This is a genomic window from Phycobacter azelaicus, assembly GCF_014884385.1.
In the GTDB taxonomy this organism is placed as follows: Bacteria; Pseudomonadota; Alphaproteobacteria; order Rhodobacterales; family Rhodobacteraceae; genus Phycobacter; species Phycobacter azelaicus.
The window spans coordinates 427,581-439,752 of the sequence record NZ_WKFH01000003.1 but is presented as its reverse complement, the minus strand read 5'-3'; the positions used below and the strand labels follow the sequence as shown (position 1 = coordinate 439,752).

At 57.6% G+C, this 12,172-nt stretch carries 12 protein-coding genes; 2 read left to right on the top strand and 10 right to left on the bottom strand.

The window, feature by feature from the left end; all coding sequences use genetic code 11:
- Positions 1-4 precede the first annotated feature (4 nt).
- The 5 genes from INS80_RS19390 to INS80_RS03220 all read right to left on the bottom strand — a co-directional run bounded on the left by INS80_RS19390 (position 5) and on the right by INS80_RS03220 (position 3,856).
- Positions 5-130 carry a hypothetical protein gene (locus INS80_RS19390; RefSeq protein ID WP_255430518.1) on the bottom strand — a complete coding sequence of 42 codons (126 nt, stop codon included), beginning with the start codon at positions 128-130 and terminating at the stop codon, positions 5-7.
- A gap of 139 nt (positions 131-269) precedes the next feature.
- Positions 270-1,382: an AraC family transcriptional regulator gene (locus INS80_RS03235; protein WP_226892545.1), complete on the bottom strand. Its 1,113-nt coding sequence runs from the start codon at positions 1,380-1,382 to the stop codon at positions 270-272.
- Positions 1,383-1,605: 223 nt separating this feature from the next.
- Positions 1,606-2,802 carry a UbiH/UbiF family hydroxylase gene (locus tag INS80_RS03230; RefSeq protein WP_192964230.1) on the bottom strand — a complete coding sequence of 399 codons (1,197 nt, stop codon included), beginning with the start codon at positions 2,800-2,802 and terminating at the stop codon, positions 1,606-1,608.
- Between the two features lie 73 nt (positions 2,803-2,875).
- Positions 2,876-3,124, bottom strand: a complete 249-nt coding sequence (locus tag INS80_RS03225) for a hypothetical protein (protein WP_192964229.1) — start codon at positions 3,122-3,124, stop codon at positions 2,876-2,878.
- Positions 3,125-3,211: 87 nt separating this feature from the next.
- Positions 3,212-3,856: a pyrimidine 5'-nucleotidase gene (locus tag INS80_RS03220; RefSeq protein WP_192964228.1), complete on the bottom strand. Its 645-nt coding sequence runs from the start codon at positions 3,854-3,856 to the stop codon at positions 3,212-3,214.
- Positions 3,857-4,012: 156 nt separating this feature from the next.
- Here INS80_RS03220 and INS80_RS03215 point away from each other — a divergent pair, with 156 nt between their 5' ends.
- Positions 4,013-4,663 carry a GntR family transcriptional regulator gene (locus INS80_RS03215; protein WP_192964227.1) on the top strand — a complete coding sequence of 217 codons (651 nt, stop codon included), beginning with the start codon at positions 4,013-4,015 and terminating at the stop codon, positions 4,661-4,663.
- A gap of 33 nt (positions 4,664-4,696) precedes the next feature.
- On the opposite strand, the gene INS80_RS03210 is transcribed toward INS80_RS03215, so the two are convergent.
- Both INS80_RS03210 and carA read right to left on the bottom strand, forming a co-directional pair.
- On the bottom strand, positions 4,697-6,628 hold the full coding sequence (locus tag INS80_RS03210; protein WP_192964226.1) for a glycosyltransferase: 1,932 nt from the start codon (positions 6,626-6,628) through the stop codon (positions 4,697-4,699).
- A 154-nt stretch (positions 6,629-6,782) separates the two neighbouring features.
- A complete protein-coding gene (gene carA, locus INS80_RS03205) occupies positions 6,783-7,946 on the bottom strand; it encodes a glutamine-hydrolyzing carbamoyl-phosphate synthase small subunit (protein ID WP_192964225.1) in 1,164 nt (387 codons plus the stop codon).
- 183 nt (positions 7,947-8,129) lie between these two features.
- Here carA and INS80_RS03200 point away from each other — a divergent pair, with 183 nt between their 5' ends.
- Entirely contained in the window at positions 8,130-8,603 is a 474-nt protein-coding gene (locus INS80_RS03200; RefSeq protein ID WP_192964224.1) for a GatB/YqeY domain-containing protein, read from the top strand.
- Between the two features lie 83 nt (positions 8,604-8,686).
- On the opposite strand, the gene INS80_RS03195 is transcribed toward INS80_RS03200, so the two are convergent.
- The 3 genes from INS80_RS03195 to INS80_RS03185 form a co-directional block, all read right to left on the bottom strand.
- The gene (locus tag INS80_RS03195) at positions 8,687-9,433 is read right to left on the bottom strand and encodes a prephenate dehydrogenase (RefSeq protein ID WP_192964223.1); all 747 of its coding nucleotides are present in this window, start codon (positions 9,431-9,433) and stop codon (positions 8,687-8,689) included.
- Between the two features lie 206 nt (positions 9,434-9,639).
- On the bottom strand, positions 9,640-10,131 hold the full coding sequence (locus INS80_RS03190; protein ID WP_192964222.1) for a DUF2244 domain-containing protein: 492 nt from the start codon (positions 10,129-10,131) through the stop codon (positions 9,640-9,642).
- A 174-nt stretch (positions 10,132-10,305) separates the two neighbouring features.
- Positions 10,306-12,009, bottom strand: coding sequence for a cytochrome c oxidase subunit I (locus INS80_RS03185; RefSeq protein WP_192964221.1), 1,704 nt, complete (start codon positions 12,007-12,009; stop codon positions 10,306-10,308).
- Positions 12,010-12,172 lie beyond the last annotated feature (163 nt).

Here is a 12,172-nt window from a genome sequence, read left to right as displayed (position 1 = left end):
TATTCTAGGCGGTCAATGTCACGCTTTCAGTGACATTGACCGTGTGGGGCATGGTGATTGGTAGCAGCACAAGGCCGGTTGCCATAGCGGCTGCGAGGGCCATGACGACGAGTGAGGTCATCTCTTTCATACGTCTGTTCCTTTTCGTTGGGTTCGGCGCGACACCGGCGCCGACTGGATGATGTGAACTTACGCCTGCGGGACGTTCACATCTTGGCAGCCTCTGCCAGAATTGTGTCCATTCCTGCCAAGCAGGCGATAGGCATCTTTCAGGCTGAGCCTGGTTTCTGGCGATATTGGGCCGGAGCAAGGCCCGCCCAGCGTTTGAAAGCCCGGCTGAAGGCGCTTTGTTCGGAGAAGCCTGTAAGAAACGCGATTTCAGCAATGGACCGGTTGGAGGAGCTCAGCAGTTCGCGGGCTAATTCGCTTTGCGCCTGTTGAAGAACTTCTCGATAGGTTAGTCCCTCATCGGACAGGCGGCGATAGAGGGTGCGTTCACTCATGCCCATTGCGCGGGCAATGTCAGCTGCTTGGGGCAGGCCGTGCTGTAAAGCTCCAGACACATGCCGCATCAGTTCGGCTATCAAGGGGTTTGCGCTGTCCAAATTAGACAACTCTTGTTCCAGATGCGCGATCAGGAAATTGCTGACGCCCTTGTCCCCGCGAAGAACCGGAAGGTCGAGCGCCTCTGCACTCAGCCAAACGGCGTCGCGTGTTTGCTGGAACAGGACGTCACAACCGAAATGGTCTGCATATCTTGCCGGATCGCCCGTACATTTGTGGGCGAATGAGATATGGTCCAGAGCGATTTCAGAACCTGTCAACATTCTGATCTTCTTTGAGAAGCCCAAGAGCGCGCATTCATTTCGAAAGGGCAGAGCCGCATGCCGACCAGTCTGAGCCACTATGCTGAGGCTCGCCGGATCGCCTGTGCTGTCGAACCGATAGACAACGGTGTCCGTCATCAAGGCGAAAAACCGTTCAATGACGGAGAGGACGCTTCTCAGATCTGGCGCTGTCTTGACGGCCAGCCCGAGGACACCGAGGTCATCTAGTTCGATCATGTCAGAATAGGCACGCATCAGGGCCAGATCGTCACCAAAATGGCTTCGGATACGTTCCAGCGCATCAAAGTGCTCGTTGTCGGTAATGGTCTTTTGCGGCGTACGCTCGAACCGGTAGACTAGATCCGCCCCAGACAGGAGGCGCCCATCGTCGGACAGGGTCAACCCTGCAGCCCGGGCCATGGCGTTTACGAAAGCAGCAGCTACCGTCGGCATGGGCTCCTCCCTAAGACCTGAGGTTTGCAGACGTTGTTCTGGCGATCCGGCATTTATCACCAAAGTGTGTAGTGGTGTACTGATCGGTACTCTTTTTGTCAACGCGCGGTTTTCAGAGCTTTCCAGTCATGACAAGAGGTCCGGAATGTTGCGTTTCTTTTCAGAAGTTTTCCGCTAGAAGGCACCGGAGGAATCCCCGATCAACGCAGTACTGGTCGATATGGCTTTGTTGCAAAAAAGCCTTGTCGCTACCCTGCCTGGGCTTGGCTGCCGCAGTTGAGGTGTTAGCGAATTCGGTCGACGAAACTCGTTGGATGATCTAAAGCTATTTGACGCCCAGGCCCATCTGCATCAGGGTTTTACGCACAGGCGCCATTGAATAAAGGGCGCTCAGGCCAAAGGCCCGCAAATCGCGCAAGGGGCGGGGCGACAGCATCGACGTGCGGTTCAAAAGGTCGATCCCCTTGACGCGCATCAGTATATCTCGGTGGCGGGCCTTGTGATAGGCCTCAAGCATGGCTGCATCGCCTAGCCCCGCTGGGCGGGCAGTTGCCAGATCAAGCAGGCAACGCAAATCGCTTAGGGACATGTTCAGGCCCTGAGCGCCGATTGGGGGCACTACGTGAGCCGCCTCTGCCATTAGTGCGATCCGCTCACCGGCAAGGCGCTCTGCGGATTGGCTGATGATTGGCCAGATGCTCCGTCGTGACGCCAGTTTGAGATCCCCAAACAGGCTGCAGCTGCGCCGTGTCATTTCGACCTCAAACGCGCTGGGCTCCATCTGCAGAAGCTCGGTGGCTCTTGGTCCTCGTTCCATCCAGACCACGGCAGAGGAGGGCTGGCCCTCGTAGTCGGGCAGAGGTACCAAGGTGAACGGTCCTCCGGACCGGTGGATTTCGGTCGAAACGTTTTCGTGCGGCACTGGATGAGTGACGGCAAAGGCCAGAGCTTTTTGACCATAACGGGTGGTCTGGACCGGAATTCCGGCGGCCTCGCGCATGGGAGAGCTGCGCCCATCACAGGCCAGCACAAGTCGCGCCCGCTCCTGGCGGCCATCGGTCAGGGCAACTCGTGCCTCGCCGAGGCGGGTGAACAGCCGCGTGGTGCCAACACCGGGGCGAAAATCCACGTTGGGCATGCCTGCAAGAACTGCTAATAGTTCGCGCCGCAACAGCCAGTTCGGCAGGTTCCAGCCGAAGGGACGCTCCGAAATGTCTGCGGCGTTGAAGTCTTTGACAACACGCGCCTCCGGCTGCTCGCCACCTGCATCTACAATGCGCATCACCTGCAAAGGCGCTGCATGTTCCGACAGACGCGCCCAGATTCCAAAATGCTCCAGCAGATCACGCGCAGGCTGCAGCAGCGCTGTTGTTCGTAGGTCGGATCCATCGACATCCCGTTCGATGACCGGCGGCGTTGGGTCAACGCAAATGACCCTGAAACCGGAGGATCCGAAGGCGGCGGCTGCGGTCAGACCGGCAATACCGCCGCCGGAAATCAGGATGTCACACGTCTCGGTCATGGCTGCCGCCTTTCGTCGTCGTCTCGCGCTCAGATATGCGTCCCGGACACGCAAAGACAAGCGGCAAATGGTCCTATCCGCGCGTGATCAGGATCAGCAGCGTGAACATGACTGGCACAAGGCACAAGGCGGGTATGTAGAGACCCGGAATCCCGAACATCAGGATTGAGCAGCCCCATAAACTGACGAAGGTCCCAAGTGCGTAGTAGATGTTGTCGGCCGCGCCGTAGGTGACCTCTTTGGCAATGCGCCCAAGTACGGGAATGGCAAAGAGGATGCGCTGCCACAAGGACAGGCGCGCAGGCAATGTGTATGCAGTCATGTCGCGTTTCCTAAGTCAGTTTCAGACCTGCATGTAGGTCAGCAGTTATGACTCTTGGAGGTGCGATTTCGTCGCAGGATATGAGGCTCATAGCAGCCTTGCGAGAAAACTGCTCAGGTCATCCGTGTGGTGGTGGATGTGCCCCCTCTCGTGCGGGTCAGGGGCGACGTGGACTGTGCGCATGCCCATGGCGTGGGGGGCTTCGAGGTTCCTTGGATCATCCTCGAACATGGCTGCGGCTTCAGAAGCTATGCCTGCCTTGGCGAAAACCGTGTCAAAGGCTTGCCGCTCGGGTTTGGGGCGATAGTTTGCGTGTTCGACGCCGTAAATCCCATCAAAAAGGCTTGAAAGCCCGCGTGCCTCCAGCACTCGCTCAGCATATGGGGCGCTACCGTTTGTATAGACGATGCGCTTGCCTGGCAGGTCGCGGATTCGGGCGGCGAGATCTGCGTCAGGTTCAAGCGGGTCAAACGAAATGTCATGCACGGCGTGGAGGTACGGCTCGGGATCGATTTCATGCTCCTGCATCAAACCGGCCAGCGTGGTGCCGTGCTCGCGCCAGTAGTGTTTGCGCAGGCGATCTGCTTCGGCGCGATCGACGCCCAACTCTTGCATCACGTAGTCGGTCATCTTGACCTCAATCTGGTCAAACAGCCGAGCCGAAGGCGGATAAAGCGTGTTGTCAAGGTCGAAGACCCAGTGCCGTACATGGGAGAAGAGCGATTTTACCATTCCATCCGTTTAAGATCTGAGCTTGGATTTTTCAATCCGGCTTGGGCCGCGCCGCCTTTTGAATGGACTGCGTGATTTCGGCGCAAACTGTTCTAAAGGCTTGATTGGTTGCAGGTGCGATGTAGAAAAGACCGGATGTACCAAGGTGGAAAACCCATGAGCCAGAGCCGCAGCAACCAGAAAGATGCCTATGCCTTGATCCTCGAGGCCATCGACGTGGGTGTTTTCAAACCAGGTGACAGGCTGGTGGAAAGTGATCTCGCAGAGCGGTTCGGGGTATCGCGGACACCTATCCGCGAAGCGTTGCAGCGCCTTGAAACCCAATCGCTGTTGGAGCGCGATGGCCGGTCGCTGATCGTGGCGTCGCTGGATCACAATCAAATGGCCGAGCTTTATGTCGTGCGGCGCGAACTGGAAGGACTCGCCGCGGCGCTTGCCGCCCAGCACGCCACCGAAGAGGAAATTCGCGTTCTGCAGGAGATGGTGAAGGCGGACGATCTACTGGTTGAGAACCCGACCGAGCTGGCCAAGGCCAACCGTCGCTTTCACGAACAGATCCATCTTGCTTCTCATAACCGCTATCTTGTGCAGCAGCTGGATCTGGTGCATCGAACCATGGCCCTGATGGCCACGACATCCCTGGCTGCAAAGGGACGCGGCAAGATTGCCCAGTCCGAGCACAAGGGGATAGTGGATGCGATTAGCAGGCGCGATGCCGAAGGCGCTTCGGAGGCGCTGAAACAGCACATCTCGATCGCCTTTATGACCCGCCTGAAACAGGATGCAGGTGATCGTAGCAAGGGGTAATGCCTTTGCTTGCCAGTCATCTTTTTCCGCTGGTCACTGGGCCTGATCCCGGGGAGGCGGTTCAGGTGCATGCAGACCATGATGCGTCTTGTCCCAGAAGAAGGGACGGAAGACGAACTCATACAACGCCTTGTAGGCCGCAGCCGCACCCATGACGTAGTAGAACAGAAGGCAGGGGGCCCAGAGCGCAAGGCTCCGACGCTTGCTGGCAAATGCTGCAAGAATGGCGGTCACTTGGTTAAGGAGTTCAAAGAAGACAAGAGCGGCAGCGGCCAGCGACAGCCACAGGCCCGGGACATGGCCTGCGCTTGGGTGTGGAAGGCCAAATGTCACCAGCCAGAAACTCCACAAGATCGGGGCGAATAGGAACTGACCTACGGAGCAGAGAAAGAACACCTGCAGTCCCAGGAACTGCTTCCAGCCCAGATCGCGCAGCAGTTGCCGTGGCGCGCGCATGTGGGTTGCATAGGTCATCATGAAACCTTTGAGCCAGCGCGAGCGCTGCTTGATCCAGGGCCAGACACGGGCATTGGCCTCTTCATAGGTCGTAGAAGCCAGCATCTCGGTACGATAGCCGGCTCGGCACAGGCGGACGCCTAGGTCGGCATCCTCGGTCACATTATGGGCGTCCCAGCCGCCGATTTCCTCCAGGACCTTGCGCCGCACGAACATGGTTGTGCCTCCAAGAGGCACGATGATGCCCAGTTTGGCGATGCCGGGCAAGATGATGCGGAACCAGCTTGCGTATTCAAGCGTGAAGCAGCGGGCGATCCAAGTGGCGCGAGGATTGTAATAGTCAAGAACACCCTGAAAACACGCGACTTTTGGTGGTGCGTTGGCAAAGGCCCTCGCCACCTCAAAAAGCTGATCAGCCATGGGAGCGTCTTCGGCGTCCCAAACGCCGATGATGTCTCCGCGGCAATAGTTCAAGGCATAGTTCAAAGCACGCGGTTTGGTCTTCAGCTCTCCGTATTCAGGCACTTTGATGACTTTGATCCAGTCCGGCAACACAGTCTCGCGCACTGCATTCCAGGTTATGTGATCCCCATCTTCGAGCACGAGGAAGACCTCAAGCAAGGGATGCGGGTAGCGTTGCCTGTTGAGGCGTTTCAGCAAGTCCTTGCTGATTCTGGCCTCTTTGAAGAGAGGGACAAGAACGGAAATCCTTGGCAGCGGATTGGTTTCAAAATAGGTTTCAGGACAAGTTTTCGGTTCGCTGCGCAAGCTCAAAAAACCTGCAATGCCAGCCATTCGAAACGCGGTGAATAGCGCCAGCAAAAGCAAAGTGAGGCCACAGGCGGCTATGAACGCGGCCATTGGAAACATCACAATCAAGCAAACCACAAAGCTCGTCCATATGGCATAGCCTGTGTGTAGGTCTGGATTGGCGAGGAACCGGCTACTATGCGCCTGTGGAACGCGGAGACTGGCGCGTCTCGCCATCTGGTTGCGCAGGTTTGCGTTGAGGTGTTTCAGTATCTGATCAGCACGTGCTGAGATTGGGATCACAACGCCAAAATGGTGATGAAGAGCCTCTTGGAGCACTGGCGCGCGGGACGGATCTGCCATGGCCACCACGATTGCGTCTCCCAGACGCAGCCATGGGACTGCGGCGTGGCGCAACCAGAAGGCTGGTGGCATACGGTCCAGCAGTCGCTTGTCAGGAGGGGCACGGTCAAGGTCCACATGGCGAAACCGGTCAGGTGCTTGGTGCTTGCAGTCGAAAGCCGTGGCCATCGCAGAGGGCTGGCCGAACGGTCTTACCTGCAGGTCTTGCCCTGCCACAGGTTTGCCATGCTGCCTGAGGGTCAGCCGGTGCAACGACGAGGCATCGCCTGAAGGTCCGAAACCTTGTTGGCCGTCCAGATCCTTATTGCGCAGGCCATCCAAATAGCCGCGACCAAGAATGCTCTCGTCGCCTCTGTCCCGCTTTGATGCCCCGTGCACACGTGCATTTGGCGACATCTGTGATTTGAAACCAGCCCTACCGGGTCGGCGCAAACTCCGCCTTGATCTTACCATAAAAACACAATCCCAGGTGGATTCTGAGACTACGCTTTCCCGTCTGAGTTAACAATCACTTAATGCCAAATTCTGACGGCAGGCGAAGGATGTGTTTTTATGCGCCTTTGCGTTCGGCCATTGCGTCCGCAAATCTTTCGAAAAGATAGAAGCTGTCTTGAGGTCCCGGGCTGGCCTCGGGATGGTGCTGAACAGAGTAGACCGGACGGCCCGTCACGGCGATTCCGCAGTTGGATCCGTCAAAGAGTGAAATGTGAGTCTCTTCCACTCCCTTGGGCAATGACTGCGCATCCACGGCGAATCCGTGGTTCATCGAGGTAATCTCCACCTTGCCGGTAGAATGCTCCTTGACCGGATGGTTGGCGCCATGGTGACCATGGTTCATCTTGACGGTCTTGCCACCAAGGGCCAGCGCCAGCATCTGATGGCCAAGACAGATCCCGAACACAGGGAGGTCGGTGGTGTCGAGAATGGTCTTGATCATCGGAACAGCGTATTCGCCTGTCGCGGCCGGATCGCCGGGACCGTTGGACAGGAACACACCATCCGGGTTATGGGCTAGCACTTCCTCTGCTGTCGCGGTCGCGGGCAGCACCGTTACGTCACATCCAGCGCTGGCAAGGCAGCGAAGGATATTGCGTTTGGCGCCATAGTCGACGGCGACGACTTTGTGTTTGGGCGCCTTCTGGCGGCTGTAGCCCTCGGGCCAGGCCCACCGCATTTCATCCCACCGATAGCTTTGTGCGCAGGTGACGTCTTTGGCCAGGTCCAGACCTTCAAGACCAGACCATTCGCGCGCAGCGGCGACCAGGGCTTCCACATCAAAGTTGCCCTCGGGATCATGGGCAAGCGCAGCATGCGGGGCACCCTGCTGGCGGATCGCACGGGTCAGGCGACGGGTATCGATACCGCCAATTGCAATGCGCCCGGTGCGGGTCAGCCAGGCTTTCAGCTCCTCGGTGGCCCGCCAATTCGACGCCAGCGTCGGGTCCCATTTGACAACCATGCCAGCGGCAACCGGATCTGCGGTTTCGTCATCCTCAGGTGTGACGCCGGTGTTGCCGATATGGGGGAAGGTGAAGGTAACGATCTGACCAGCATAGGAAGGATCGGTCATGATCTCCTGGTAGCCTGTCATTGCTGTGTTGAAACACAGCTCAGCCACGCATCGTCCGGTCGCGCCGAAGCCCATACCGTAGAAAATAGTTCCATCGGCAAGCGCCAGACATGCGGTTGGCGTGGACGGTGCAGTATCGGCCATGACACGACTCTCCATGAGGTGAAATTCAAGGGCTTGTAGGGGCAGGGGGCAAGCGGGTCAAGGGCGCCCGTCGACCCGGCGACACAAGGCAGGAGGATCAGCTGGCGGTTTCCCTTGCTTGAAAATCGCTTTCCGATTGGTTATGCATCCAAGCTCCGATGCCATGGGGATGGATAGAGACATATGGACACGCGCACGCGGGTAAATCAGGCCTTGAAACAGGCAATGAAGGACAAGGCGGCCGATCGTCTGGCGACTCTTCGGCTGATTAATGCTGCCATCAAGGACAAGGAAATCGCCGCGCGCGGTGAGGGCGGTGAAGGCACCATTGGGGATGCCGAAATCCTTGGGATCCTTGGAAAAATGACCAAGCAGCGCAATGAAAGTGCTCGCGCCTACGAAGAGGGAGGGCGCCTTGATCTGGCTGAGCGGGAACTCGGGGAAATTGCCATTATTGAGGAATTCCTGCCCAAGCAGTTGGATGAGGGTGAAATCCGTCAGGCGGTCAAGGCTGCGGTCAGCGAAACCGGAGCCGATTCAATTCGCGACATGGGCAAGGTGATGGGCGTATTGAAATCGAAGTATACCGGCCAAATGGATTTTGGACGGGTCGGCCCCATGGTCAAGGATGAGCTTTGCACCGAAGGGGGATGTTGACCCGTTTCTTGCCTGCTGACGGACGCCGTTGAGCCTTGAAAGACTGATTTGGCCCGCTTGGAGCGGGCCTTTTTCGTTGTGGGCTAAACGTCTTTACATGCGGTGAGCGCCCGTGCTTTGCGCAGAAAGTCTTCTCGCACCTCGGCTGCGAAGGGATTGGCGTGTGAAATGGCTGCAAATACCCCTGGTGGGTCGCCTTCAACCATGCGCGCGGCTTCCATCAGAAGCTCGTAACTGACAGTGGTCATGCGTGTTGGCCGTTGGGGCATGTCGGACAATGTTCGTGCAATAAGATGGGTAAGTCCCTGAACGGTGGCGGCCTCTCGGTCGTGATCCTCCGGCGTAGTAAGGAATACGCGTAATCCCCAGGTTTTGCGCAGGAAGGCTGCAACGGGAAGATGGGCCGGGCCACGGATTTTGCACAGGGCGATCTTATGCCCGGCAATGCCACAGGAGGCGCTTTGCGGGCCAAACAGCGGATGGGTTCCGACAATGTCGACGTGGGAAGGCAACAGATCCTGCATGAGGCGGCAGGGTTGAACCTTGACCGAGCCCACGTCGGCGACGATGGACCCCGAGCGTAGGTGCGGTCCGATCGCTGTGCACAAGGCGGGCAACGATTGTACCGGGACAGCCAGAATGACCAGTGGGCTGGCAGCGGCCTCCTCAAGGCTGCCAATTTGCACATTCACAGGCAGTGCATCTGTATGCAGCAATGCCGGATCATGAACGGTCATCGGCACGAGAGGGGAAAGGTGCCTGGCGATCAATCGACCAAAGGCGCCAAAGCCAAACAGCCCGACAGAGTGGATATGTGGAAGAGATGTCATCAGTGTCTCCGGTGTGCCGCGACGCCGGAGGGAAGTTCTGTTCTGTATCAAGCCGCCGGATCGGGGCGGTTGAGCATGGATATAGGAAATGCGACCGCCGTTATGTAACGCGGCGGTAATAGACGGTGCTGAAAAGGGGCGTCATGTTGCGCATGCGCTCTGCCTAACTTCGCGTTGCAGCAGAGTCAAAACATGTTTTGTGAGATCTACCGGTGCAGGGCCGTTTGCAGATCGTCGTACAGCGCCTTGCGTTCATCTTCTGAGAGAAAGGCACCAATCTCCACTTCGCGTCCTCCGCCCCTCAGTGTCACATAGTTGGGTACGGGCCCCTCGTTGGGGTGGATCTGAACAGTCGTCCAATAGCGGTTGCATTCCCAGCTTTGATGACCACCTCGCAGGTCGGTCCGCTCCAAGCGTGCTTCATCTGGACCGATGGTCAGCACCTCGAGGATCTGCCTGTCGCGACGACTTCGGTCTAGTGCCCATTTCATGCCAAATAGAGCAAGCAAGAGAAACGGAAGAACGCCCCACAGAACAAACGAACCCAGCAGTGGGAACAACGGGACCGTAATCAGAACGGCCGTCACGGCCAGAAAGCGCACGTAGCCTTCGGGGGGCAAGGACTGATGTGGCCAGAGGTGCAACTCTCGTGTGGAGGTCGCATCAGTGATGTCGTCTGATGTCCAGTTGTACGGCATGGTCTTGCTACGCGTGGTGTTGAGTGGTGTCCCTGAATTATGTTGCCGTCTTTTCCGGTTTCAAGGTGCGCGTTGTCGCAAAGCGTCTTGGCATAATGTCGCAACACGTCGGGCCAAGGAAAAGGCCCCGAAGCTGTCGCTCCGGGGCCCGTTCAAATTCTCATGACACTCGCCTTAGTGAGAGTGGGATTTGTCCCAGTCTTCCTGCTTGGGCAGGATCTCAAAGGTGTGCTCCGGTGGCGGAGAGGGCAGAGTCCACTCCAGCGTATCCGCGTATTCGTTCCAGTAGTTGTTCTGGGTGATGCGTGCGCCGCGCAGCAGCGAGTAGATCATCACGCCAAAGAAGAACACGAAGGACGCAAAGGACAGGAACGCGCCATAGGACGAGATCTTGTTCCAGTAGGCAAAGCCTTCGGGATAGTCGATGTAGCGGCGCGGCATGCCCTGACGGCCCAGGAAGTGCTGGGGGAAGAAGGTCACGTTCGCACCGATGAAGAACATCCAGAAGTGAATCTGAGCGCCCAGTTCCGAATACTGACGGCCGGTCATCTTGCCGAAGTAGAAGTAGATGCCTGCAAAGATTGCAAACACGGCACCCAGCGACATCACATAGTGGAAGTGAGCAACCACATAGTAGGTGTCGTGATAGGCACGGTCCACAGCGGCTTGCGACAGAACCACCCCGGTCACACCGCCTACGGTGAACAGGAAGAGGAAGCCGAAGGCGAACAGCATCGGGGCTTTAAACTCGATGGAGCCGCCCCACATGGTTGCGATCCACGAGAACACCTTAACGCCAGTCGGAACCGCGATCACCATGGTGGCCAGCATGAAGTAGGCCTGCTGGTTCAGCGACATGCCGACCGTGTACATGTGGTGTGCCCACACGACAAAGCCCAGAACACCGATCGCGATGATCGCCCAAACCATTGGCAGGTAGCCGAAGACGGGCTTGCGCGAGAAAGTGGCGATCACATGAGAGATGATGCCAAAGCCCGGCAGGATCACGATGTACACTTCCGGGTGACCAAAGAACCACAGGATGTGCTGGTAAAGCACAGGGTCACCGCCGCCCGCAGGGTCAAAGAAGGTGAAGCCGAAGTTGCGGTCCATCAGCAGCATGGTGATTGCGCCCGCCAGAACCGGCAGAGACAGCAGAATCAGCCAAGACGTGACGAAGATCGACCAAGAAAACAGCGGCACCTTGAACAGGGTCATGCCGGGGGCACGCATGTTCAGGAAGGTGGTGATCATGTTGATCGCGCCAAGGATCGACGAAGCACCCGAGATGTGGACGGCGAAAATCGCCAGATCCATCGAGAAGCCGCCCTCATTGGTGGACAGCGGCGGGTATAGAACCCAACCCACGCCGGAACCCATCTGGTCATTGCCGCCCGGGGCTAGCACCGAGGCCACGGCCATCGAAGTGCCAGCCACGTAGAGCCAGAAGCTGAGGTTGTTCATCCGCGGGAACGCCATGTCCGGCGCACCGATCTGCAGCGGCATGAAGTAGTTGCCGAAACCGCCAAACAGCGCAGGAATCACCACGAAGAACATCATCAGGATGCCGTGGGCAGTGATCATCACGTTCCAAAGGTGACCGTTCGGGGTACATTCGCCCGGAACCGATGCCGCCATCGAGCTCAGGAACCCGCTGATGAAGCCTTTGTCCAGGTGCTCCATGCACATGTACTGAACGCCGGGATCCATAAGCTCCATCCGCATGAATACGGTGAACGCGACGGAAATGAAACCTGCAATCGCCGAAACGATCAGGTAGAGAATGCCGATATCCTTATGGTTCGTGCTCATGAACCAGCGGGTAAAGAACCCCCGCTCGTCCTCATGGCCGTGACCATGAATGGCTGCGTCTGCCATTTAAGGTGCCTCCTGTTGCATAACGAAAGGCCACAGGAAATTTGTCCGGGCGGCCTTAGACTCAAAAGTGGTTTTAGATCGCCCTGCCAAGGCCTTCAATGGCGGAGTTTGATCTGGATCAAGAATAATTGTCGCGGGGGGGTGACGTTTTGGAGGCCAGGTC